A 23163-nucleotide genomic window follows, 5' to 3' on the forward strand; every position below is an offset into this window, starting at 1 on the left:
GAATTCGTGCAGCGGCCGGGTTGTGCATTGATGGCCGAAAAAAAAGCGGGCTCCCGAAGGAGCCCGCTTTGGATCGCTCGAAGACTGTGAACGAAATTACCGCGCCATCATCAGCATATGCACGTTATGCATCACCCAAACCGTGCCGACGATCAGAATCAGCGACATGAGAATGGTGTAAGCAAACGACATGGCATGCCAGCGCTGTCCCTTCGACGCGTTCACGTGCAGGAAGAACACCACATGCACGATGACCTGGACCGCTGCGAGAACGGCCAACGCGACGATCGCGCTTTCGCCCTTGAACGCGCCCGAGGTCGCGGCCCAGAACGATGCCGCCGTCAGCACCACGGCCAGCACGAAGCCGATCAGATAACCGCCCACGGTGACGTGCGGGAAATCGCTCGACGAGTTGATATGCGTATGAGCCATCAGACGACGCTCCCGAGATAAACGAAGGAAAACACGCAGATCCAGACGATGTCGAGGAAGTGCCAGAAGAGGCTCAGGCACGCGAGGCGACGCAGTTCGCGCTCGTTCATCTCCGGATTACTCACGATCTGCACAGCGAGCACGACCAGCCAGATCAGGCCGATGGTGACGTGCAGACCGTGCGTGCCGACCAGCGTGAAGAACGCCGACCAGAACGCGCTGCGTTGCGGACCCGCGCCTTCGGCGATCAGATGCGCGAACTCATGCATTTCCAGCCACAGAAAGCCTGCACCCAGCACGAACGTGACGAAGAGCCACGCGAGCACCGCGCCCGACTTCCTGCGATGCGCCGAGATCATTGCGAGACCGAACGTGAGGCTGCTCGTGAGCAGCAGCGCGGTTTCGTACGCGACATCCTTCAGGTTGAACAGGTCCTTGCCCGTGGGGCCGCCGGCGGTCTGCATCGCGAACATCGCGAAGGTCGCGAAGAGCGACGCGAACAGCACGCAGTCGGTCATCAGGTAGGCCCAGAAGCCGAACACCGAATGCGACTGGTGCTCATGTTCGTGCCCGTGCGCGTGTTGCGCGGAAAGTGTCGATTGCGACATTACATTGCCTCCAGTTCGGGTTCGCGCACCGTGCCGGCCTTCGCGGGCATCTTCGGCGGGCGATTGCGCTCTTCGGTCGACTTCACCGTCGCGGCCGGGATGATGAAGCCGGCGTTGTCACGGAAGCTGTAACCGATGACCGTCGCGGCGATCCCTACCAGACCGGCGACAGCCAGCCACCAGATGTGCCAGATCGCGGCGAAGCCGAACGCCATGGCGAACAGACCGATCACGAGACCCGCGCTCGTATTCGACGGCATGTGGATGTCGCCGTACGGACGCGTATCGATGCGGCCGTGTTCCTTCGCATCGGCGAAATCGTCCAGCTCGCGCACGGCGGGGAGATTCGCGAAGTTATAGACCGGCGGGGGCGAGCTCATCGTCCATTCCAGCGTGCGGCCGCCCCACGGGTCGCCCGTGATGTCGCGGTACGCAGGCTGATTGCGGCGGATGATGCTCACGACGATCTGCGCGACCTGGAACACCACGCCCACCGCGATGATGCCCACGCCGATAGCGGCGACCGTGAAATACGGTTGCCATGCCGGGTTGTCGTAGTGATTCAGACGGCGCGTCGCGCCCATGAAGCCGAGAATGTAAATCGGCACGAACGCCACGAAGAAGCCCACGAACCAGCACCAGAACGCCTTCTTGCCGAGCTTTTCGTCGAGCTTGAAGCCGAACACCTTCGGCCACCAGTACGACACGCCCGCGAAGTAGCCGAACACCACGCCGCCGATGATCGCGTTATGGAAGTGCGCGATCAGGAACAAGCTGTTGTGAAGCACGAAGTCCGCGCCCGGAATGGCGAGCATCACGCCGGTCATGCCGCCCAGCGTGAAGGTGACGATAAAGCCGATGGTCCACAAGACTTGCGTGGTCATCTCCACGCGTCCACGGTACATCGTGAAGATCCAGTTGAAGATCTTCACGCCGGTCGGTATGGAGATGATCATCGTCATAATGCCGAAGAAGGCATTGACGTTCGCGCCCGAGCCCATCGTGAAGAAGTGGTGCAGCCACACGAGGAACGACAGCACCATGATGCAGCACGTTGCGTACACCATCATGCGATAGCCGAACAGCGGTTTCTTCGAGAACGTCGCGACCACTTCCGAATAGATGCCGAACGCCGGCAGAACCAGGATGTAGACCTCGGGGTGACCCCAGGCCCAGATCAGGTTCAGGTAGACCATCGGGTTGCCGCCGCCATCATTCGTGAAGAAGTGCATGCCCATGTAGCGGTCCAGCGCCAGCAGCGCGAGCGCCACGGTCAGGATCGGGAACGTCGCCATGATCAGCACGTTCGAGCAGAACGCCGTCCACGTGAACACCGGCAGCTTCATCCACGTCATGCCGGGCGCGCGCATCTTCACGATGGTCACGAAGAAGTTCACGCCGGTCAGCAGCGTGCCGACGCCGGACAGCTCCAGCGCCCAGATGTAGTAATCGACCCCGACGCCCGGACTGAACTGCGTCTCCGAAAGCGGCGGATACGCGAGCCAGCCGGTCTTCGAGAACTCGCCGATGAAAAGCGACAAGTTGATCAGGATGGCGGAGATGGCCGTCATCCAGAACGACAGCGAGTTGATGAACGGAAACGCCACGTCACGCGCGCCGATCTGCAGCGGCACGACGAGGTTGAAGAAGGCGACCAGCAGCGCCATGGCCATGAAGAAGATCATGATGGTGCCGTGCGCCGTGAAAATCTGGTCGTAGTGATGCGGCGGCAGATAGCCGGGCGAATCCAGCGCGACGGCCTGCTGAATCCGCATCATGACCGCGTCGGCGAAGCCGCGCACGAGCATCAGCCCTGCAACGACGAGATACATGACGCCGATGCGCTTGTGATCGACCGAAGTCAGATACTCGCGCCAGAGCCAGCCCCATTTGCCGAGTTTGGTGATAAGGCCAGCCGTACCGAGCACGAGCACCGCCATGAAGACGGTCGCCCCCATGATGATGGGTTCGTGGTACGGGATGGCCTCGAGCGTTAGTTTGCCGAACATGGCTTACCCCTTGGTTACACAATTTGCGCCATTCACATCGAAGCGGCCGTAGTTGTATTTCGCGACGATGTTGTTGAAGAGCTTCGGATCGACGGTCGAGAAGTAGCGCACGGCAACCTTCTCGCTCGGACGGGCGACGCCCGTGTAGACGTCCATGCTCAGTGCCTCGGGCGCGGTCCTGACCTTCTTGACCCACGCGTCGAACTCGCCGCTGGACATGGCGAGAGCGCGGAACTTCATGTCGGAGAAGCCTGCGCCGCTGTAGTTCGCCGAGATGCCCGCGTAGTCGCCCGCGTGGTCGGCCATCAGGTGCAGACGGGTCTGCATGCCGGCCATCGCGTAGATCTGGCTGCCGAGCTGCGGGATGAAGAACGAGTTCATCACCGAATCCGACGTGATGCGGAAATTCACCGGCGTGCCGACCGGAAACGCTAACTGATTAACCGATGCGACGCCGAGGTCCGGATAGATGAAGAGCCATTTCCAGTCGAGCGCGACCACTTCGACGTTGATCGGCTTGACGTTCGACTCGAGCGGCTTGTACGGATCGAGCTCATGGGTGGTTTTCCACGTCAGGATGCCCAGATACAGGATGATGACCGCGGGGATGGCCCAGACCACGACTTCGATGACCGTGGAGTGCGCCCACTTCGGCGCGTAGGTGGCGTTCTTGTTGGACGCCCGATAGCGCCATGCGACGAACAGGGTCAACAGGATCACCGGGACTACGACGAGAAGCATGGCGTAGGTCGCGGTGGCGATCAGCGAGGATTCCGCTGCGCCAATCACGCCTTTCGAGTCCAACACTTCCAGCTTGCATCCCGAAAGACAGAGACTGGCTGCCAACCCCGATAACAATGGCACTGCTAAACGTTGGGTATTCTCATTCATTGCATTCGCTGGTATCTATGATCGGAGCGTCCCGGGAGAACGCCGTTAAGCGGCGTTGCGCCGCGTCAGGATCATGCCATGCAAGAATTTTCGCGATGGCGCGAATGGTTGAAATTTTGTTTCAGATCAAGCTGATGCGACAGGGTGTCGCGTGGTGGGCGCGTCTTTCTCCGTCGTCCGGAAGGGTATGGAGTCTACAACGAAGGGATGAGATCGGGGATGTCATAAACCGTGGTGAAAGCGCGCGCTACGCCGTCCGAACTACGCCGCGTTGACTAGCGGCATCTCGACGCTGCATCCGCCTGGCGGATAGGCGTTTCGCACGACGCTCCGTACCCTTGTCGAGCAAGTCACAACGACAAGGAAAGGACGATGAGCGTCGTCGGCACACCCGTCAGTAGTCCAGTCTCCACCGGCACACGCGCATGGCGCGTACTCGGCGCGAGCACCTTCGCATTCACGATCTGCTTCGCCGTATGGATGATGTTCGCCATCCTCGGCATCCCTCTCAAAAAGCAGCTCCATCTCACCGATACCGAATTCGGCCTCATTGCCGCGACGCCCGTGCTGACAGGCTCGCTCGCGCGCGTGCCGCTCGGCATCTGGACCGACCGCTTCGGCGGCCGAATCGTGTTCTTCTTCACGATGGTCGTCACCATCGTGCCGATCTGGTTCATCGGCTACGCCTCTGAATTGTGGCAATTCCTCGTGCTCGGCTTGTTTGTCGGCATCGCGGGCGCGTCGTTTTCGGTGGGCACGCCGTATGTCGCGCGCTGGTTTCCGAAGGCGCGCCAGGGGCTCGCAATGGGCATCTTCGGCGCGGGCAATTCGGGCGCCGCGCTGACCAAGTTCGTCGCGCCCGTGCTGATTCTCACCGCGGGCACGTGGACGATCGTGCCGAAGGTCTATTCGGTGGCGATGCTCGTCACCGCGCTTCTTTTCTGGGTCTTCTCCGCCTCCGATCCCGCGCACCTGAGCGCAGGCACGCAGAGCTTCGGCGCGCAGATGGCGGTCCTGAAAGACCGGCGCGTGCTGCGTTACGCGCAGTACTACTCGGTCGTGTTCGGCGGCTATGTCGGCCTCGCGCTGTGGATGCCGCAGTACTACGTGAATCAATACGGTTTCGGCATCGAACAGGCCGCGTTCCTCGCCGCGTGCTTTTCGCTGCCCGGCGGCGTGCTGCGCGCGCTGGGCGGCTGGATGTCGGACCGCTTCGGCGCGCATCGCACGACGTGGATCGTCATGTGGGTCGCGCTCGCGTGTTTCTTCCTGCTGAGCTATCCGGTGACCGACTTCGTCGTCCACGCGAAAGATGCCCCGGTCACGTTCCACATCGCGATGGGACCGGTCGCCTACACCGCGCTGATGTTCGTCGTCGGGGTCGCGATGGCGGTCGGCAAGGCGTCGGTGTTCAAGTTCGTATCGGATGAATTCCCGTCGAACATCGGCGCGGTTTCGGGTGTCGTCGGTCTCGCTGGCGGCCTCGCCGGTTTCCTGCTGCCGATCCTGTTCGGACTGCTCGTCGACCTGACCGGCGTGCGCACCACCTGTTTCATGCTGATGTTCGGCGCGACCGCCGTCAGCCTGATCTGCATGCACTTCACATTTCAATCGAAAAAGTAACCATGTCGACACCATCACGTTACCTGCTCACAAAATGGGAGCCCGAGAACGCAGCCTTCTGGCGCGCGACGGGCGAATCGGTCGCCCGGCGCAATCTCTGGATCTCGATTCCCGCGCTGGCGCTGGCCTTCACGGTCTGGTCGCTGTGGAGCGTCGTCGTCGTCAGTCTCGACAAGGGCGGCTTTCATTTCACGAAAGACCAGTTGTTCTGGCTCACCGCGCTGCCCGCGCTGTCGGGCGCCACGTTGCGCATCTTCTATTCGTTCCTCGTGCCGATCTTCGGCGGGCGGCGCTTCACCGCGCTGTCCACCGCGAGCCTTCTGATTCCGGCAATCGGCATGGGGCTCGCGCTGCGCGACCCGTCGACGACCTATCCGACGCTGCTCGTGCTCGCGCTGCTGTGCGGTCTGGGCGGCGCGAACTTCAGCTCGTCGATGGCCAACATCAGCTTCTTCTTCCCGAAAGCGGAGAAGGGCTTCGCGACTGGCATGAACGCGGGCATCGGCAACCTCGGCGTGTCGGTCGTGCAGTTCGTCACGCCGCTCGTGATTTCGGCGGGCGTGTTCGGCGCCCTTGCGGGCGACGGGCAGTCGTATACGGCGAACGGCGTCGAGCACGGCATCTGGCTGCAGAACGCGGGTTTCATCTGGGTGCCGTTCATCGTCATCTCGGCGCTCGCAGCATGGTTCGGCATGAACGACATCGCGGACGCGAAGGCATCGTTCGCCGAACAGGCCGTCATCTTCAAGCGCAAGCACAACTGGCTGATGTGCCTTTTGTATATCGGCACGTTCGGCTCCTTCATCGGCTTTTCGGCGGGTCTCGCATTGCTGACGAAGGCTGAGTTTCCGTCGGTGAATCCGACGGCCTATGCATTCCTGGGACCGCTGGCAGGCGCGCTCACGCGTCCGGTCGGCGGCTGGATCTCGGACCGGCTCGGCGGCGCGCGCGTGACGCTCATCACCTTCTTCGCGATGATCGCAGCCGTCTTCGGCGTGATGGCCTGCCTGCCGCACGACGGCGCGGGCGGCAACTTCGGCGGCTTTCTCGCGATGTTCATCGCCTTGTTCGCGCTGACGGGCATCGGCAACGGATCGACGTTCCGCATGATCCCGGTGATCTTCCTCACGCAAAAGCAGCGTGAAGCCGAGGGCAAGCCCGACGTCGCGAAAAAGCAGGCGCTGCACGATGCGGGCAAGGAATCGGCGGCGGTGCTGGGTTTCGCCGGCGCGATCGGCGCGTATGGCGGTTTTTTCATCCCGCGCAGCTTCGGCACTTCGATGAGCATGACCGGTTCGCCCGACGCCGCGCTCTGGTGCTTCATCGGTTTCTATGCCCTATGCGCGGCGGTCACGTGGTTCTGCTATGCGCGCCGCAACGCGGACATGCCGTGCTGAACTAATCCGAAAGGACTAGGCGCACTCATTCGCATGACGCGAATCGAGGCCTCCTTTCGGGGAATGGTTGCGCGGGCATCGCGCCCCTACACTCGAATCAACGTATTTAGGGCGGCTCACGGCCGCCTCGCCCGGAGAAACGGATGAGTCACTTTCTGGATCGGCTGAAGTTCATGTCGCGCATCAAGTCCACGTTCTCGAACGGACATGGTGCGGTCGTGAACGAAGACCGCAAATGGGAGAACGGCTATCGCAGCCGTTGGCAGCACGACAAGATCGTGCGTTCCACGCACGGCGTGAACTGCACGGGATCGTGCTCGTGGAAGGTCTATGTCAAGAACGGACTGATCACGTGGGAGACGCAGCAGACGGACTATCCGCGCACGCGCCCCGATCTGCCGAATCATGAGCCGCGCGGCTGTCCGCGTGGCGCGTCGTATAGCTGGTACGTCTATTCCGCGCAGCGCGTGAAGCATCCGATGATTCGCGGCCGTCTCATCGAAATGTGGCGCGGGGCGCGCAAGACGCTCGACCCGGTGGCGGCGTGGGCGTCGATCTGCGAAGACCCCGTCAAGGCGAAGCGCTACAAGAGCGTGCGTGGCCTGGGCGGTTTCGTGCGCGCGGACTGGGACACGGCAAGCGAGATCATCGCGGCGGCGAATGCGTACACCGTCGGCAAGTATGGACCGGACCGCGTGATCGGCTTCTCGCCGATTCCCGCCATGTCGATGGTTTCCTACGCAGCGGGCGCACGCTATCTGAGTCTGATCGGCGGCGCGTGCCTGTCGTTCTATGACTGGTATTGCGACCTTCCGCCGGCATCGCCGCAAGTCTGGGGCGAGCAGACGGACGTCCCCGAGTCGGCAGACTGGTACAACTCCACGTATCTGATGGTGTGGGGCTCGAACGTGCCGCAAACGCGCACGCCGGATGCGCACTTCTACACGGAAGTGCGTTACAAGGGCACGAAGACCGTCGCAGTCTCGTCCGATTACAGCGAGATGGTGAAGTTCGGCGACATCTGGCTGGCGCCGAAGCAAGGCACCGACGCCGCGCTCGCCATGGCGATGGGTCATGTCGTGCTGAAGGAGTTCCACGCAAGCGGCAAATCCGCGTACTTCCGCGACTACGTGAAGCGCTATACCGACATGGCGATGCTCGTCGTGTTGCGCGAGAACCCGAATGGCGACGGCACGCTCGTTCCCGATCATTTCCTGCGCGCATCGCAACTGCAGAACGATCTCGACGAAGCGAACAATCCGCAATGGAAGACGCTCGTCATCGACGAGACGAGCGGCGAGATCGTCGCGCCGAACGGCACGATCGGCTTCCGCTGGGGCGAGGCGAATCATGACGACGGCGCTAAGGTAGGCCGCTGGAATCTCGAACAGAAGGACGGCGGCTCGGGCCGCGATATCGATCCGCGTCTGTCGCAGATTGGCGCACACGACGAAGTCGCGGAGGTGAGCTTCCCGTACTTCGGCGCGGAGCACGACGCGCTGCTCGCGCGCCGCGTGCCCGTCAAACGCATCACGCTCGCGGATGGCACGAGCGCGTGCGTGGCCACCGTCTTCGACTTGCAGATGGCGAACTACGGTGTGGATCAAGGTCTCGGCGGTTCGAACGTCGCAACGTCCTACGATGACGACGTGCCGTACACACCCGCGTGGCAGGAGAAGCACACCACGGTGCCGCGCCATCTCGCCATCCAGGTGGCGCGCGAGTTCGCCGACAACGCGGATCGCACGCAAGGCAAGAGCATGGTGATCGTCGGCGCGGCGCTGAATCACTGGTACCACAACGACATGATTTATCGCGGCATCATCAATCTGTTGATGATGTGCGGATGTATCGGCAAGAGCGGCGGCGGCTGGGCGCACTATGTCGGCCAGGAAAAGCTGCGTCCTCAGTTCGGCTGGGCGCCGCTCGCGTTCGCGCTGGACTGGTCGCGTCCCCCGCGTCAGATGAACGGCACGTCGTTCTTCTATAACCACACGAGCCAATGGCGTCACGAGAAGGTCGCACTCGACGAAGTTCTCGGACCCACCGCGGACAAGTCGCGCTACGAGAATCTCTCGATGCTCGACATGAACGCGAAGTCCGAGCGCATGGGCTGGCTGCCGTCGGCGCCGCAACTCGGCGCGAATCCGCTCGATATCGTCGATGCCGCGAAGCGCGCGGGCCGCGATCCGATCGAATACACGGTCGAACAACTGAAGTCCGGCGCGCTGAACTTTGCGTGCGACGATCCGGACGATCCCGCGAACTTCCCGCGCAACATGTTCGTGTGGCGCTCGAATATTCTCGGCAGCTCCGGCAAGGGACACGAATACTTCCTGAAGTATCTGCTCGGCACGCAGAATGCGCTGTTCGGCGACGAGGCAGACGCGATCAAGCCTGGCGAAGTCAACGTGCGCGATGCCGCTGAAGGCAAGCTCGATCTTTTGACCGTGCTCGACTTCCGCATGAGCACGACGTGCCTCTATGGCGACATCGTGCTGCCGAGCGCGACGTTCTACGAAAAGAACGACCTCAACACATCGGACATGCATCCGTTCATCCATCCGTTGTCGGAAGCGGTGCAGCCGTTGTGGGAGAGCAAGAGCGACTGGGAGATCTACAAGGCGATCGCGAAGAAGTTCGCGGAGATCGGTGGCAAACATCTGGGTACGCGCACGGACCTCGTCTGCACGCCGCTCATGCACGACACGCCGGGCGAACTCGGTCAGGCGTTCGAGCCGAAGGACTGGCGTCATGGCGAATGCGACCTGATTCCCGGCAAGACCGCACCTTCGATGACGCTCGTCGAACGAGATTACAACGCGATCTACGACAAATTCACGTCGGTCGGACCGTTGCTCGCGAAGCTCGGCAATGGCGGCAAGGGCATCAACTGGAATACGGCGCATGAAGTGGACGAACTCGCGTCGCTATCCGGCGAGAGCAACGGCCGTCCGCGCCTCGATACGGCGATCGACGCCGCCGAGATGATCCTGACCTTCGCGCCCGAAACGAACGGCCATGTCGCGGTGAAGGCGTGGGAGGCGCTGTCGAAGATCACCGGGCGCGATCACTCGCATCTTGCGATGGGCCGCGAGCACGACAAGATTCGCTTCCGCGACGTGCAGGCGCAGCCGCGCAAGATCATCTCGTCGCCAACGTGGTCAGGGCTCGAGTCGGAGGAAGTCAGCTACAACGCGGGTTACACGAACGTGCACGAACTGATTCCCTGGCGCACGCTTACCGGACGGCAACAGTTCTATCAGGATCATCGCTGGATGCTGGACTTCGGCGAGGGATCGTGCGTCTACAAGCCCGCGATCGATACGAAGACTATCTCGCCGATGCTCGGCGCGAAGCCCAACGGCGAGCACGAGCTGGTGTTGAACTGGATCACGCCGCACCAGAAGTGGGGCATCCATTCCACGTACACGGACAACCTGCGGATGCTCACGCTGTCACGCGGCGGCCCGCACGTGTGGGTTTCGGAAGCGGAAGCGAAGGAAGCCGGGCTCAAGGACAACGACTGGGTCGAAGTGTTCAACGTCAACGGCACGCTGACGGCGCGCGTCGTCGTGAGTCAGCGCGTGCCGCGCGGCATGTGTCTGATGTATCACGCCCAGGAAAAGATCATCAACGTGCCGGGCGCGGAGACGAGCGGCATGCGCGGAGGTATCCACAACTCGGTCACGCGCACGGTGCTCAAACCCACGCACATGATCGGCGGCTACGCGCAACAGGCTTACGGCTTCAACTACTACGGCACCGTGGGCAGCAATCGCGATGAATACGTCATCGTGCGCAAGATGAAGAAAGTCGACTGGCTCGAAGGCCCGCTCAAGGAAGGAGCAGCATCATGAAGATCCGCGCCCAGGTGGCGATGGTCCTGAATCTGGACAAGTGCATCGGCTGCCATACCTGCTCGGTGACCTGCAAGAACGTGTGGACGTCGCGCGATGGCGTCGAGTATGCGTGGTTCAACAACGTCGAGACGAAGCCGGGCATCGGCTATCCGAAGCAGTGGGAGAACCAGGAGAAGTGGAACGGCGGATGGGTGCGCAAGGATAACGGCCGCATCGAGCCGCGTCAGGGTCCGAAGCTGAAGGTGCTCGCAAACCTGTTCGCGAACCCGAATCTGCCGGCCATCGACGACTACTACGAGCCGTTCACCTACGACTACGCGCGCCTGCAGAACGCGCCGCTTTCCGAGACGCCGCCTACCGCGCGCCCCGTCTCCGCGATCACCGGCAAGAAGATGGACAAGATCCATTGGGGGCCGAACTGGGAGGACGATCTCGGCGGCGAGTTCGAATCGCGAAGCCGCGACGCGCTCTTCGAAAACGTGCAGAAGGAGATGTACTCGACCTTCGAGAACACCTTCATGATGTATTTGCCGCGCTTGTGCGAGCACTGCCTGAATCCGGCGTGCGTGGCGTCGTGTCCCTCTGGTTCGGTGTACAAGCGCGAAGATGACGGTATCGTGCTCGTCGATCAGGACAAGTGCCGCGGCTGGCGCATGTGCGTGTCCGGGTGCCCGTACAAGAAGATGTACTTCAACTGGAAGTCCGGCAAGGCGGAGAAGTGCGTGTTCTGCTATCCGCGCATCGAGGCCGGCGAGCCGACCGTGTGCTCGGAAACATGCGTGGGCCGCATCCGCTATCTCGGCGTGATGCTGTACGACGCGGACCGCATCGCCGAAGCGGCATCGGTTGAAAAGACCACGGATCTGTATCAGTCGCAACTCGATCTCTTCCTCGATCCGCACGATCCGCAGGTTCAGGCCGAAGCGCTGCGTCAGGGCATCGCGCAGAGTTGGCTCGATGCGGCGAAGCGCTCGCCTGTCTATCGCATGGCGTGCGAGTGGAAGGTCGCGTTCCCGCTGCATCCGGAGTACCGCACGTTGCCTATGGTCTGGTACGTGCCGCCGCTCTCGCCGGTCCAATCCGCGGCCGACGCGGGGCATATGGGCATGAACGGCGTAATCCCGGATGTGAAGAGCTTGCGCATCCCCATGCGCTATCTCGCGAATCTGTTGACGGCGGGCGATGAAGCGCCCATCGTCTCCGCACTCGATCGCATGCTCGCGATGCGTGCCTACAAGCGCGCACAGAACGTGAACGGCGTGAACGATGACGCCGTCCTGCGTGACGTCGGTCTCACGGCGTCGCAGGTGGAAGAGATGTATCAGCTGATGGCGATCGCCAACTACGAAGACCGCTTCGTCGTTCCGTCATCGCATAAGGAAATGGCGCAGGACGGTTTCGACGAGAAGGGCAGTTGCGGCTTCTCGTTCGGCAATTGCGGCTCGCCGGGTGCGTCGGATGGATCGCTCTTCGGATCGAGGACGCACGGAGAAGTGAGCTACGCGGCGTTGCCGAAGTCGCGCAAGAACGCGTTGTCGGAAAGTTGATCGAGGAACGAACGATGTCGCTTTATCCCATTCTTTCCGCGCTGCTCGATTATCCCGAGCCCGCGCTGCTGGACGCGCTGCCGGAAATCGAAACCGCGCTGCGCGACTGGCCGCAGGCAGCGCAGCGTCTCGCGCCGCTCGTCGCGTCGCTGAAGCGTCCGTTGATCGAATCTCAGTTGACGTACGTGTCGACGTTCGACCGCAATCCGTCGCATTCGCTGCATCTTTTCGAGCACGTTCACGGCGAAAGCCGCGATCGTGGTCAGGCGATGGTCGATCTGCTCGACGAGTATCGCGGTCTCGGCTTCGATATCGAATCCAACGAACTGCCCGACTATGTGCCGCTTTTTCTCGAAGTGCTAGGCGCGATTGATGCCGACCGTGCGCAGGCCTTGCTTAACGACGCGACTCACGTGCTCGACGCGATCGGCGAGCGTCTCGCGCGCAATGAAAGCCCGTATGCCTCCGTCTTCGCGGTCTTGCGCGAACTCGCCACCGTCGAGCCGCGCCCACTCGCGCAGCCGCCCGTGCGGGACATGGACGAGATGCTCGAAACCTTCGGACCGGGGCCGGACGGCGTCGAGCCGTTGCTCGCGCCGCACATGCGGCAGGACACGCAGACCATTCGCTTTCATCCGCGCGGCGCATCGAGCGGCGCGGGCGCAGCCAACGCAAAGGACGCACGATGAACATGTTCAACTCTTTCGTGTTCGGTATCTATCCGTACATCGCGGCCAGCATCTTCCTGTTCGGCAGCCTCGTGCGCTTCGAGCGCGAGCAGTACACATGGAAAGCGGACAGCACGCAGCTCGTCGATCGCGGCAATCTCAGGCTTGGCAACATCCTGTTCCACATCGGAATTCTCGGGCTGTTTTTCGGTCATCTCGTCGGCTTGCTGACGCCGGTCGCCGTGTGGGACGCGCTCGGCGTTGATCACGGCGTGAAGCAGGCGGTGGCGATGGTCGCGGGCGGCGGGATGGGCACGATGTGTCTCGTGGGCCTCCTGATCCTGCTGCATCGTCGCCTGACGAGCGCACGGCTTTCCGCCGTGACGAAAATCGGCGACCGCGTGCTGCTGTTGTGGATCCTGGTCACGCTGCTGCTCGGCTTGTCGACGATCGGCGTATCGGCCGGCCATATGGATGGCTCGATGATGGTGAGCCTCATGACCTGGGCGCAACATATCGTCACGTTTCGCGCCGATGCGGCCAGTTATGTCGCAGCCGCGCCGCTACTCTTCCGTGTACATTTGTTCATGGGCATGAGTCTCTTCGTGATCTTCCCGTTCACGCGGCTCGTGCATGTCTGGAGCGGCTTCGCTTCGCTCGGCTATCTCACGCGGGCGTGGCAGCTGGTCCGCAGCCGCTGATTCCGCACACCGAACATGTCCTTGCCGTCGTATCGCGAACGTCTGACTACACGCATCGTCACGCTGTCGATCGTGTCATTGGTTCTCGTTCTCGCGATGATCGGCGGGACACTCTGGCTGTCGTGGCAACTCCAGGGCGCGGGCGCGGCCATCAACGACGCGGGCAGTCTGCGCATGCGCGCGAACACGGTTGCGCTCGCGCTGATCGAGCGGCAGGACATGCCGGCATCGGCGCTGCAGTCGCAGATTGGGCAGATGAACGCGACAATCGACCGCTTGCGCCACGGCGATGCGGCGCGTCCGCTTTTCCTTCCCGACGACGCCGGCGTGCGCAGCCAGTTCGACAGCGTTGCGAACGCGTGGCATGCGTGGCTCGAACCGGATGCGCAATCCGGCGATCCGGGCGCGGTATCGCGCTATTTGCGCGCGTTGCCGGCGTTCGTTGCCGGCGCGGACGAGCTGGTCGTGCTGATCGAAAAGGACAACGCGCGCAAGACCGCCTGGCTGCGCACGTCGCAGATGGCGCTCGGTGCGATCGCGTGCATCGGCACGCTGACGATCGTCTATCTGCTTTTCCTGTGGATCGTCGTGCCAGTGCGGCGCTTGCAGGAAGGCCTGAAGCGTATCCGGCGGCGCCAGTTCGACACGCGTTTGCAGGTCGAGACGCTCGACGAATTCGGGCATCTGACCGCGGGCTTCAACCGTATGGCTGCCGAGCTGCAGACGTTGTACAACCACCTCGAAGGCTGCGTCGAAGCGAAAACGGCCGAGCTTGCCGCGCAAAATCGCGAGCTCACGGCGCTCTATGAAATGGCCGCATTCCTCAATCAGCCGAATGACGGCGATGCGCTGTGCCGAGGGTTTCTCGCGCGTCTCACGCGTCAGTTCAACGCGGATGGTGCGGCGGTTCGTCTCATCACCGAGGACGGACAGGTGCGTCTCATCGGATCCGAAGGGTTGCCCGCCGCGCTGCTTCAGGATGAACGCTGCTTCGCCGCCGATGGCTGCGCATGCGACGCGCGCCCCTGTCAGCGCGTGGGCCTGACGAGCGTGGCGACGTTCGATATCGTGTCGCAAGGGGAGAAGCTGGGCGCATTCTCGCTGCACTTCGAGGGGGAGCACACCATTCCTGCGTCGGAAGCACAGTTGCTGGAAGCGCTCGGCGGGCATTTCGGCACGGCGCTCAAAGGCAGGCGGCTCGCAGCACTGGCGCGACAGCTCGCCGTCTCGGAGGAGCGCAATCTGGTTGCGCAAGGCTTGCACGACAGCATCGCGCAGAGTCTCAACTTTCTGAAAATGCAGGTGCATCTTCTGGATGCCGCCACGCGCGAGGACCGCATGGACGAGGTTCGCGAGATCGTGCCCTTGCTGGCGGGCGGTGTCGCTGAGAGCTACGACGACGTGCGTGAGCTGCTCATGAATTTCCGCACGAAGCTCGGCAGCGGCGAACTAAGGCGCGCGGTGGACGAGTCCATCGAACGGTTTTCTGTTCAGACAGGCATCGCGCCCCAACTCGACTATCGCGACGAAGGTGGCCTGCCATTGCCGCCTGATCAGCAATTGCAGGTACTTTTCATTCTGCAGGAAGCGCTCTCGAATATTCGCAAGCACGCCGAGGCGCAGCACGTTTACGTGACGATCGTCAATGGTCGTGACTTCAGCCTCCTTGTCGAGGATGATGGTCAGGGCTACGATCCAGACGAGATGGCCGTCCTCGGCGAGACGCACGTGGGCTTTCACATCATGCGAGAGCGCGCGCAACGTCTGGGCGCCACGCTTTTGCTGACCGGAGCACCCGGAGGCGGCGCGCGTGTCGAACTCGTCTTGCCGGCCTTGGCGCGTCAGGCTGCCTGAACATGGGCGGCGCGCGTTTCACGCTGCTTCGAGTTGTGTCATGACCATCCGTATTCTGCTGATCGACGATCACGCGCTGTTTCGCTCTGGCGTTCACGCGCTTTTGCAACGGCAGCCCGATTTCGATGTCGTCGGCGAAGCGGCCGATGGTCTCGAAGGCCTCAAGCGCGCGAAACAATTTCGCCCGGACGTGATCCTGCTGGATCTCAACATGCCGGGGCTTTCCGGAATCGGGACCTTGAAGCTGCTCGTGCAGGACCTGCCGCAGACGGCGGTGGTCATGCTGACGGTCTCCGAGGATCTCGATGAATTGACTCTCGCGCTGCGCGAAGGCGCATGCGGCTACCTGTTGAAGAGCATCGAAGCGGACACCCTCGCGAGCGCCATCCGTAAGGCGGCGGCAGGCCATCCGGTCATCGCCGACGACATGACCGCGAAGCTCGTCACGAGCATGCGTGCACCGAAGCCCGTGTCGGTGTCAGCTCCGGCGGCCGCGGCCGATCCGCTCACGACGCGCGAGCGCGACATCATGCGCGAACTGGCGCACGGCTCGAGCAACAAGGAAATCGCACGTTCGCTGATGCTCGCGGAGAGCACGGTAAAGATCCACGTGCGCAACATCCTGCGCAAGCTCAATCTCACGAGCCGTGTGCAGGTCGCGATTTATGCGGTCGGCCACGACACGGCGAAGGCGGCGGAACCCGCGTAAGCGCCCCGCGTCGAGCACGGGCAAGCTCCGAAGCGCACATCACATCAAGCAGTCCATCATGAATTCATACCAAACCGAATCGCACATGAACCCTCACGATCATCCCTTCGCGCCGCTCACGATTCGCGGGCACAGCCTGTTGCCGATCGTGCAGGGCGGCATGGGCGTCGGCATTTCGGCGCATCGGCTGGCGGGCAGCGTGGCGCGCGAAGGCGCGGTCGGCACCATTGCGAGCATCGACTTGCGTCATCATCACGACGATCTGCTCGCGATGTGCCGCGACGACCCCACGCGACCGACACTCGAACGCGCCAACCTGATCGCGCTCGCGCGTGAAATCGCGGCCGCACGCACATTGTCGGAAGGGCGCGGCATGATCGCCGTCAACGTGATGAAGGCGGTGAGCGCCCATGCGGATTACGTGCGCGTCGCGTGCGAAGAAGGCGCCGATGCCATCGTGATGGGCGCGGGCCTGCCACTCGATTTACCCGACCTCACGCAAGGCCACGATATCGCGCTGATTCCCATTCTCTCCGACAGTCGCGGCGTCACGCTCGTGCTGAAGAAATGGATGAAGAAGGGCCGCTTGCCCGACGCCATCGTGATCGAGCATCCGGCGCATGCGGGCGGCCATCTCGGCGTCAACGACGTCGCCGACATGCACAATGAACGCTTTGGCTTCGAGCGCGTGCTGGCGGAGCTCGATGCGTCGTTTGCATCGCTCGGGCTGAAGCGCTCGGATGTGCCGGTGATCGTCGCGGGCGGCATCAACAGTCATGAAGCGGTGCGCACATGGCTCGCGGCGGGCGCGAATGGCGTGCAGATCGGCACGCCGTTCGCCGTCACCGAAGAGGGCGACGCGCATCCCGAGTTCAAACGCGTGCTCGTCGAGGCGACGCCGGACGACATCGTCGAGTTCATCAGCGTGACGGGCCTGCCCGCGCGCGCCGTCAAGACGCCGTGGCTCATGCGCTATCTGCGCAACGAAGAACGCATTCGCACGAAGATCGGCGCGCGCAAGCAGACGTGCCCGTCGGCGCTCGAATGTCTGAGCGCGTGCGGCTTGCGTGATGGCATCGAGAAATTCGGACATTTCTGCATCGACACGCGGCTGGCCGCGGCTTTGCGCGGCGATGTCGGTAATGGCCTGTTTTTCCGCGGGCGCGAAAAGCTGCCGTTCGGCGCGGCGATCCGCAGCGTGCGGGATCTGATCGAGCTGCTGCTGACGGGCACGACGAAAGCCGTGCCGTCCGGCTGTTGAGAAAATCGAAACAGCGTGCTTCGCGGCGAGCGTCGTCTGATAGTCGGGTTCCTATTGGCGGAGGCAAGCGCCCGCTCTAGTCTTGATGTCGATGTCTCGCACACCGTAATCGAAGGAGTCACGCGATGTCCAAGCGCTTTCCGCTGAACCCGAAGCGTCCCGAGCGCAATTGCTGGGGCTGCGATCACTACTGCTCGACGGACGCCATGCGCTGCGGCAACGGTTCGAGCCGCACGCAGCATCCCGCCGAGCTTCTCGGCGAAGACTGGTACGAGCAAGGCGACTGGAATCTCGGTATCGCCGAGAATGCGAAGTCGGTTGATCCCGGCGCGGGCAAGTCGCATTGAGCGATGCAATCAGCGGACGACATCGGCGATCGTTACATCAATAACGCCCGCATCTTTCGATGACACCGCGCCGCTCGATCCCGTCAGATCGCCCGCCGCGGGCCGCGCCTGCCCCGACGCCGATACGCGTGCATCGACGCTGATGCGCGAGAAATCGGAGAGACGGCGGTTCGGCGTCATCGACATGGAATCGTCGAGGCGCACCGTCGCGGGCAACTGGCTCGCGCTCAGGCGCTGGACGGCGAGCGGCATGCGCGAACCGTCGTCCGCGAGCGCATAGACGAAAACCTTGTCCGTCGGGCGAACGCGCTGTTCCAACTCCGGACTCAGGCGCACGCGGACTTCGATCGAAGCCGCTCTCGGACCATCACTTCCCTTTGCGGCGAGCGCACGCGTCTCGTCGATATTCTTTTGCGCCTGCTGCGCGATCTGCGGCGCGAGATCCGGCACCTTGCCCAATTGCTCCCAGAACTGGATTGCGCGTGCGTAATCGCGACGGTCGAATGCCACCGATGCCGCCAGCGCGAGCGCCTTCGGCTGATTCGCGTCGAGCGCAAGCGCCGAGTCGATGACTTTCACCGTCGCATCGTTGAAATCGCCGCCGTTTGCGCTTGCCACGGCATCGGCGTAATCGGCGAGCAACCCGGCATCGCGCGGATTCAGCGCGATCGCGCGCCGGTACGCCTCGGCCGCATCGCTCGGGCGATCGAGCGCCATGTAGGAGCGCGCGAGCATCGCCCAGCCGGGCGCGTCGCCCGGATCGGCGCGCAGCCGGGCGGCGAGGCGGCTGACGGCGGCTTCCATCGAGGCGGGCGCGTCGGCATGCCGGTCCGGCGATGCGAGCGGCGCGGTCTGCATCGCGAACGCGACCGGATCGCCGATGCGCATGTACAGCGTCAGCGCCGACGCCGGAATCAGCGCGACCATCAGTCCCGCCAGTGCCGCGTGCGCTTGTCCAGACCCGCGCTCGGACGTGCGCAAAAGCGGCGGCACGACGCACGCGAGCGCGCCGAGCAACATCGCGGCAATGATCAGCCAGAACGCGATCATCGGTTCATGCTCCGTCGTTGTCGGGCGCGGCGGATATGCAGCGCCATCGCGAGCGCGCCCGCCGCCAGCACGGCGAACGGGCCGAACCACAGCGCCCAGGTCACCGGCTTCACCGGTGGCCGATACAGCACGAAGTCGCCATAGCGTCGCACCATGTACGCCTGAATCTGCTCGTCGCTCGCGCCTTGCCCGACCTGTTCGCGAATGCGCGCACGCAGATCGGCGGCGAGATTCGCGTTCGAATCGGCGAGACTCTGGTTCTGGCACACGACGCAGCGAAAGCGCTCCGCGAGTTGGCGCGCGCGTTCGTCCTCGGGCGATTCCTGAGCGTGAGCGTGTGCGATGCACGCAAGAAGAATCAACGCGTAGCGGCTAGTCACGCATCGTCTCCTTTTGCAGTTCGCCGACGAGCGGCAGAATCACGCGCGTAAGCGTAGCGCGCGTGAGCGGCCCGGCCTGCCGGTATCGCACGACGCCGGCGCGATCGATCACGAATGTTTCCGGCACGCCGTACACGCCATAGTCGATGCCCGTGCGCCCGTCGCGATCGACGAACGACGCGACGTACGGATTGCCCGCCATCTCCAGCCATTGCAGCGCGGGTTCGCGCTCGTCCTCGTAGTTCAGGCCGTACACGGGCACCGCGCCGCTCGCCGCGAAGTTCATCAGCACGGGATGCTCGTCGCGGCACGCCTCGCACCACGAGGCCCAGACGTTCAGGATCCACACCTGGCCGCGCAGCGCGTCGGAAGACATCGTCTGGTTTGCGGCGTCGAGGCGCGGCAGATCGAACGCGGGCGCGGGCTTGCCGATGAGCGCCGAAGGCAGGCGGCGCGGATCGTGCCGCAATCCCGCCGCGAGCACGGCGACGAGCAGCCCGAAGACGAAGAGCGGGACGAGCAAGATGAGGAAGCGCTTCATCGTCCGGTCTCGCCGATGGTTTCCCGCGCGAGCGTTGCCACGGCGGCTTGCGGCTGCGTCGCCCGGAAACGCGCGTAACGCCGGTCCGCCGCGGCGAGCAGGCCGCCCAGCGCCATCAGAATGCAGCCGCCCCAGATCCAGCGCACGAACGGCTTGATCTGGATGCGTACGGTCCACGCGTTCTCGCCCGCCGGCTGATCCAGCGCGACGTAGAGATCGCGCAGCACGCCGCGATCGATGGCGGCTTCCGTCGTCGGCATGTTCGAGACGAGAAATTCGCGCTTTTCGGGATTGAGCGTCGAGACCGGGCGGCCGTCGCGCGTGACGGTGATCGTCGCCCGCGTCGCGCGATAGTTCGGGCCGTCGATCGCGCGCACGTCGTCGAGACGAAAACGATAGCCGCCCGCATCGACGCTGCCGCCTGGCGCGAGGCGCGCATCGCGCTCGACGGGAAAGCCTTTCACCATCGTCACGCCGACGACGAACACGCCGACGCCCGCATGCGCGAGCCACATGCCGATGGTGGCGAGCCGCACGCGCTGTCTGCCTCTGACGACGCGCTCGATCACGCTCGTCGCGATGGTCGTGAACGTCCACGCGGCGAGCAGAAAGCCGAGGCTCACGAACGGGCGCGACACGCCAGGCAGAAACGCCGTCCCGACGCTCACGAGCGCGGCCCAGCGCAACCGCACCGCGATGTCCGGCAGACGCGCGGCCTTCCAGCGCGCGAGCGGCCCGACGCCCATCAGGAAGATGGCGGGCGTCATCAGCGGGACGAACACGCTGTCGAAATACGGCGCGCCGACGGAAATCTTGTCGAGATCGAGCGCGTCGAGCGCCATCGGATAGAGCGTGCCGAGCATCACCGAAGCCGCGGCGACGAGCATCAGCAGATTGTTCGACAAGAGCAGCGCCTCGCGCGATACCGGCTCGAATCCCACTGCGGACGCCGCACGCGGCGCGCGCCACGCGAACAGCGCGAGCCCGCCGCCCGAGAACAGCGCGAGCAGCGCGAGGATGAAGACGCCGCGCGCCGGATCGGACGCGAATCCATGCACTGATGTCACGACGCCCGAGCGCACGAGAAACGTTCCCAGCAGCGAAAGCGAAAACGCGCAGACCGCGAGCAGCGCGCTCCACGCGCGGAATGCGCCGCGCTTCGCGGTGGCGGCGAGCGAGTGGATCAGCGCCGTGCCGACGAGCCACGGCATGAACGACGCGTTCTCGACCGGGTCCCAGAACCACCATCCGCCCCAGCCGAGCTCGTAGTACGCCCACGCGCTGCCGAGCATGATGCCGAGCGTCAGGAACATCCACGCGGCGAGCGTCCATGCACGCGATGCGCGCGCCCACGCGGCATCGAGCTTGCCTTCGAGCAGCGCGGCGATGGCGAACGCGAGCGCGACCGAAAAGCCGACATAGCCCATGTACAGGAGCGGCGGATGAATCACCATGCCGGGGTCTTGCAGGAGCGGATTGAGATCGCGGCCGTTCATCGCGGGCGGCATGATGCGCGTGAACGGGTTCGACGTCAGCAGCATGAAAAGCAGAAAGCCCGCGTCGATCCAGCTCATCACGCCGAGCACGCGCGCGGCGAAGGGCAGCGGCAGGCGGCGGGCGAATGCGGCGACGGCGATCATCCACAGAGTCAGCAGCAGCGCCCAGAGCAGCAGCGAGCCTTCGTGGCCGCCCCAGACGGCGGTGAAGCGATAGATCGACGGCAGCGCCGAATTCGAATTGCCGACAACGTAGATGACGGAGAAATCGTCGCCGAGAAACGACGCCGCGAGACACGCGAACGCCATCGCGACGAAGACGAATTGCCCGCACGCGGCGGGCGCGGCGACGCGCATCCATCGTTCGATGGAAAGACGCGCTCCGAGCATCGGCAGAACGCCGGCGACGAGCGCGAGCAGCATCGCGAGAATCAGCGCGAAGTGGCCGAGCTCGGGAATCATCGGCGCGTTCCTGTGCTCGTCTCCGTCGATGCGCGCACTTCGCGCAACGCACGTTCGAGTTGTGGCGGCGTGTATTTTTCGTCGTGCTTCGCGAGGACTTCGTCGGCGTGGAAGCCGCCGTCGCCGTCGAGCGCGCCTTGCGCGACGACGCCGCTGCCTTCGCGAAACAGATCGGGCAGCGCGCCGCTGTAGGTGACGGGAATGGACGCGCGTCCATCGGTGACGACGAACCTGACGGTGCAGCCGTCCGCATCCCGCCTGAGCGACCCGCGTTCGACGAGGCCGCCGAGCCGGAAGCGCTGCGAGCGCGTCTCCTCGTGCGACGTGATCTGGCTCGGGCTCACGAAGAACATCACGTTGGCGCGAAACGCATTGAGCACGAACGCGCACGCGAGCCCCGCGCTCGCAACGCCCAGCGCGATGAACCCGAACCTGCGATGCCGTGCTTTCATCGGCGCATCTCCGGTTCGCGCAGTGCGCGGCGCACGAGGCAGGCTTCCGCGCCCATCAGCAAGAACGTGATCGCGAGCGCCGCGCTCAGGATCGGATTGTCGGCGAGCATCGTCAGGATGTTCATGCTGTTCATGCGGCGCGCTCCTCGATTCGCGACGGGCGTTCGTCCGTCGATACGCGTTGCGCCGCGCGCATGATGACGCGCACGCGGGCGAGCGCAATGGCGATCGCGTACGACCAGAAGCCGGCCGTCATCACGACGATGCCGCATGCCATCGACGTCGTCATCGACACGCCGCTGCCGAAACCCAGCGATGGCCCCTGATGCAGCGTGTACCACCATTGCACCGAAAAATAGATGATTGGGATATTCACGACGCCGATCAGCGCGAGCACCGAACACGCGCGATCGGCGCGGCGCGTGCCGTCGATCGCGGCGTGCAGCGCGAGAAAGCCGATATACAGGAAGAACAGGATCAGCTCCGAGGTCAGGCGCGCGTCCCACACCCACCACGTGCCCCACGTCGGCTTGCCCCACAGCGCGCCAGAGATGAGCGCGATGCCCGTGAAGAGCGCGCCGGTCGGGGCGAGCGCGCGGGCCATCATCGCGGAAAGGCGGGCGTTCGTCGCGAGATGCAGCGCGCAGTAAGCGGCCATCACGAGGTAGATGAACATCGACATCCACGCGGCGGGCACGTGCACGAACATGATGCGGTAGATGTCGCGTTGCAGCGCATCGGCGGGCGCGATGGCGAGACCGACGACGAGCCCGGCCACGATGAACACCACCGACGCGAACGCGAACCACGGCGTCGCGCGCGCGGCGAAGCGTTCGAAGCGGCGGGCGGAAGCATAGCGAAACCAGTTCATA

Annotated in this window: 21 protein-coding genes; 10 read left to right on the top strand and 11 right to left on the bottom strand. The window is 63.7% G+C overall.

Translation table 11 applies throughout. The features are described from left to right. Positions 1–96: 96 nt before the first annotated feature. The 4 genes from cyoD to cyoA are packed head-to-tail and all read right to left on the bottom strand — an operon-like array spanning position 97 to position 3940. Entirely contained in the window at positions 97–432 is a 336-nt protein-coding gene (gene cyoD / locus AWB75_RS20555; RefSeq protein WP_061125920.1) for a cytochrome o ubiquinol oxidase subunit IV, read from the bottom strand. Continuing rightward, complete coding sequence (gene cyoC / locus AWB75_RS20560) at positions 432–1040, bottom strand: cytochrome o ubiquinol oxidase subunit III (protein ID WP_061125921.1); 609 nt, start codon at positions 1038–1040, stop codon at positions 432–434. The genes cyoD and cyoC overlap by 1 nt, the downstream gene beginning before the upstream one ends. Then, positions 1040–3049, bottom strand: coding sequence for a cytochrome o ubiquinol oxidase subunit I (gene cyoB / locus AWB75_RS20565; RefSeq protein WP_061125922.1), 2010 nt, complete (start codon positions 3047–3049; stop codon positions 1040–1042). The genes cyoC and cyoB overlap by 1 nt, the downstream gene beginning before the upstream one ends. Before the next feature lie 3 nt (positions 3050–3052). Continuing rightward, the gene (gene cyoA, locus AWB75_RS20570; protein WP_061125923.1) at positions 3053–3940 is read right to left on the bottom strand and encodes a ubiquinol oxidase subunit II; all 888 of its coding nucleotides are present in this window, start codon (positions 3938–3940) and stop codon (positions 3053–3055) included. 372 nt (positions 3941–4312) lie between these two features. Between cyoA and AWB75_RS20575 the strand changes: the two genes are divergently transcribed. The 10 genes from AWB75_RS20575 to AWB75_RS20620 all read left to right on the top strand — a co-directional run bounded on the left by AWB75_RS20575 (position 4313) and on the right by AWB75_RS20620 (position 17910). Further along, on the top strand, positions 4313–5563 hold the full coding sequence (locus AWB75_RS20575) for an MFS transporter (protein ID WP_061125924.1): 1251 nt from the start codon (positions 4313–4315) through the stop codon (positions 5561–5563). A gap of 2 nt (positions 5564–5565) precedes the next feature. Then, a complete protein-coding gene (locus AWB75_RS20580) occupies positions 5566–6960 on the top strand; it encodes a NarK family nitrate/nitrite MFS transporter (protein WP_061125925.1) in 1395 nt (464 codons plus the stop codon). Between the two features lie 143 nt (positions 6961–7103). Further along, positions 7104–10820, top strand: coding sequence for a nitrate reductase subunit alpha (locus AWB75_RS20585; RefSeq protein WP_061125926.1), 3717 nt, complete (start codon positions 7104–7106; stop codon positions 10818–10820). Continuing rightward, on the top strand, positions 10817–12370 hold the full coding sequence (narH, locus tag AWB75_RS20590) for a nitrate reductase subunit beta (protein ID WP_061125927.1): 1554 nt from the start codon (positions 10817–10819) through the stop codon (positions 12368–12370). Before AWB75_RS20585 ends, narH begins: the two co-directional genes overlap by 4 nt. A gap of 14 nt (positions 12371–12384) precedes the next feature. Further along, positions 12385–13059, top strand: a complete 675-nt coding sequence (narJ, locus tag AWB75_RS20595; protein ID WP_061125928.1) for a nitrate reductase molybdenum cofactor assembly chaperone — start codon at positions 12385–12387, stop codon at positions 13057–13059. Beyond that, positions 13056–13739 (top strand): respiratory nitrate reductase subunit gamma, encoded by a 684-nt coding sequence (gene narI / locus AWB75_RS20600; RefSeq protein ID WP_061125929.1) that lies wholly within the window; start codon positions 13056–13058, stop codon positions 13737–13739. The genes narJ and narI overlap by 4 nt, the downstream gene beginning before the upstream one ends. A gap of 15 nt (positions 13740–13754) precedes the next feature. Beyond that, positions 13755–15593 (top strand): type IV pili methyl-accepting chemotaxis transducer N-terminal domain-containing protein, encoded by a 1839-nt coding sequence (locus AWB75_RS20605; protein WP_061125930.1) that lies wholly within the window; start codon positions 13755–13757, stop codon positions 15591–15593. A gap of 40 nt (positions 15594–15633) precedes the next feature. Further along, positions 15634–16302 carry a response regulator gene (locus AWB75_RS20610; protein ID WP_061125931.1) on the top strand — a complete coding sequence of 223 codons (669 nt, stop codon included), beginning with the start codon at positions 15634–15636 and terminating at the stop codon, positions 16300–16302. An 85-nt stretch (positions 16303–16387) separates the two neighbouring features. Continuing rightward, positions 16388–17563, top strand: coding sequence for an NAD(P)H-dependent flavin oxidoreductase (locus AWB75_RS20615; protein WP_061125983.1), 1176 nt, complete (start codon positions 16388–16390; stop codon positions 17561–17563). Positions 17564–17688: 125 nt separating this feature from the next. After that, entirely contained in the window at positions 17689–17910 is a 222-nt protein-coding gene (locus AWB75_RS20620; protein ID WP_061125932.1) for a DUF3079 domain-containing protein, read from the top strand. Between the two features lie 9 nt (positions 17911–17919). On the opposite strand, the gene AWB75_RS20625 is transcribed toward AWB75_RS20620, so the two are convergent. Genes AWB75_RS20625 through ccmC form a run of 7 tightly spaced genes read right to left on the bottom strand, consistent with a single transcriptional unit; the run spans position 17920 to position 23162 of the window. Beyond that, on the bottom strand, positions 17920–18960 hold the full coding sequence (locus tag AWB75_RS20625; RefSeq protein WP_061125933.1) for a tetratricopeptide repeat protein: 1041 nt from the start codon (positions 18958–18960) through the stop codon (positions 17920–17922). Next, positions 18957–19340 (bottom strand): cytochrome c-type biogenesis protein, encoded by a 384-nt coding sequence (locus AWB75_RS20630; RefSeq protein ID WP_061125934.1) that lies wholly within the window; start codon positions 19338–19340, stop codon positions 18957–18959. Before AWB75_RS20630 ends, AWB75_RS20625 begins: the two co-directional genes overlap by 4 nt. Continuing rightward, positions 19333–19881: a DsbE family thiol:disulfide interchange protein gene (locus AWB75_RS20635; RefSeq protein WP_061125935.1), complete on the bottom strand. Its 549-nt coding sequence runs from the start codon at positions 19879–19881 to the stop codon at positions 19333–19335. The genes AWB75_RS20630 and AWB75_RS20635 overlap by 8 nt, the downstream gene beginning before the upstream one ends. Next, positions 19878–21839: a heme lyase CcmF/NrfE family subunit gene (locus AWB75_RS20640; protein WP_061125936.1), complete on the bottom strand. Its 1962-nt coding sequence runs from the start codon at positions 21837–21839 to the stop codon at positions 19878–19880. Before AWB75_RS20640 ends, AWB75_RS20635 begins: the two co-directional genes overlap by 4 nt. After that, positions 21836–22291 (bottom strand): cytochrome c maturation protein CcmE, encoded by a 456-nt coding sequence (ccmE, locus tag AWB75_RS20645; RefSeq protein WP_061125937.1) that lies wholly within the window; start codon positions 22289–22291, stop codon positions 21836–21838. Before ccmE ends, AWB75_RS20640 begins: the two co-directional genes overlap by 4 nt. Continuing rightward, positions 22288–22425, bottom strand: coding sequence for a hypothetical protein (locus AWB75_RS38145; RefSeq protein ID WP_200823008.1), 138 nt, complete (start codon positions 22423–22425; stop codon positions 22288–22290). Before AWB75_RS38145 ends, ccmE begins: the two co-directional genes overlap by 4 nt. Beyond that, a complete protein-coding gene (gene ccmC, locus AWB75_RS20650) occupies positions 22422–23162 on the bottom strand; it encodes a heme ABC transporter permease CcmC (RefSeq protein WP_061125938.1) in 741 nt (246 codons plus the stop codon). The genes AWB75_RS38145 and ccmC overlap by 4 nt, the downstream gene beginning before the upstream one ends. Position 23163 lies beyond the last annotated feature (1 nt).

The sequence above is a fragment of the Caballeronia catudaia genome, from assembly GCF_001544755.2.
Lineage (GTDB): Bacteria > Pseudomonadota > Gammaproteobacteria > Burkholderiales > Burkholderiaceae > Caballeronia > Caballeronia catudaia.

Excerpts from the sequence above, each read along its gene's own strand:
- cyoD (WP_061125920.1), bottom strand. The coding sequence starts at position 432 with ATGGCTCATACGCATATCAACTCGTCGAGCGATTTCCCGCACGTCACC.
- cyoC (WP_061125921.1), bottom strand. The coding sequence starts at position 1,040 with ATGTCGCAATCGACACTTTCCGCGCAACACGCGCACGGGCACGAACAT.
- cyoB (WP_061125922.1), bottom strand. The coding sequence starts at position 3,049 with ATGTTCGGCAAACTAACGCTCGAGGCCATCCCGTACCACGAACCCATC.
- cyoA (WP_061125923.1), bottom strand. The coding sequence starts at position 3,940 with ATGAATGAGAATACCCAACGTTTAGCAGTGCCATTGTTATCGGGGTTG.
- AWB75_RS20575 (WP_061125924.1), top strand. The coding sequence starts at position 4,313 with ATGAGCGTCGTCGGCACACCCGTCAGTAGTCCAGTCTCCACCGGCACA.
- AWB75_RS20580 (WP_061125925.1), top strand. The coding sequence starts at position 5,566 with ATGTCGACACCATCACGTTACCTGCTCACAAAATGGGAGCCCGAGAAC.
- AWB75_RS20585 (WP_061125926.1), top strand. The coding sequence starts at position 7,104 with ATGAGTCACTTTCTGGATCGGCTGAAGTTCATGTCGCGCATCAAGTCC.
- narH (WP_061125927.1), top strand. The coding sequence starts at position 10,817 with ATGAAGATCCGCGCCCAGGTGGCGATGGTCCTGAATCTGGACAAGTGC.
- narJ (WP_061125928.1), top strand. The coding sequence starts at position 12,385 with ATGTCGCTTTATCCCATTCTTTCCGCGCTGCTCGATTATCCCGAGCCC.
- narI (WP_061125929.1), top strand. The coding sequence starts at position 13,056 with ATGAACATGTTCAACTCTTTCGTGTTCGGTATCTATCCGTACATCGCG.
- AWB75_RS20605 (WP_061125930.1), top strand. The coding sequence starts at position 13,755 with ATGTCCTTGCCGTCGTATCGCGAACGTCTGACTACACGCATCGTCACG.
- AWB75_RS20610 (WP_061125931.1), top strand. The coding sequence starts at position 15,634 with ATGACCATCCGTATTCTGCTGATCGACGATCACGCGCTGTTTCGCTCT.
- AWB75_RS20615 (WP_061125983.1), top strand. The coding sequence starts at position 16,388 with ATGAACCCTCACGATCATCCCTTCGCGCCGCTCACGATTCGCGGGCAC.
- AWB75_RS20620 (WP_061125932.1), top strand. The coding sequence starts at position 17,689 with ATGTCCAAGCGCTTTCCGCTGAACCCGAAGCGTCCCGAGCGCAATTGC.
- AWB75_RS20625 (WP_061125933.1), bottom strand. The coding sequence starts at position 18,960 with ATGATCGCGTTCTGGCTGATCATTGCCGCGATGTTGCTCGGCGCGCTC.
- AWB75_RS20635 (WP_061125935.1), bottom strand. The coding sequence starts at position 19,881 with ATGAAGCGCTTCCTCATCTTGCTCGTCCCGCTCTTCGTCTTCGGGCTG.
- AWB75_RS20640 (WP_061125936.1), bottom strand. The coding sequence starts at position 21,839 with ATGATTCCCGAGCTCGGCCACTTCGCGCTGATTCTCGCGATGCTGCTC.
- ccmE (WP_061125937.1), bottom strand. The coding sequence starts at position 22,291 with ATGAAAGCACGGCATCGCAGGTTCGGGTTCATCGCGCTGGGCGTTGCG.
- AWB75_RS38145 (WP_200823008.1), bottom strand. The coding sequence starts at position 22,425 with ATGAACAGCATGAACATCCTGACGATGCTCGCCGACAATCCGATCCTG.
- ccmC (WP_061125938.1), bottom strand. The coding sequence starts at position 23,162 with ATGAACTGGTTTCGCTATGCTTCCGCCCGCCGCTTCGAACGCTTCGCC.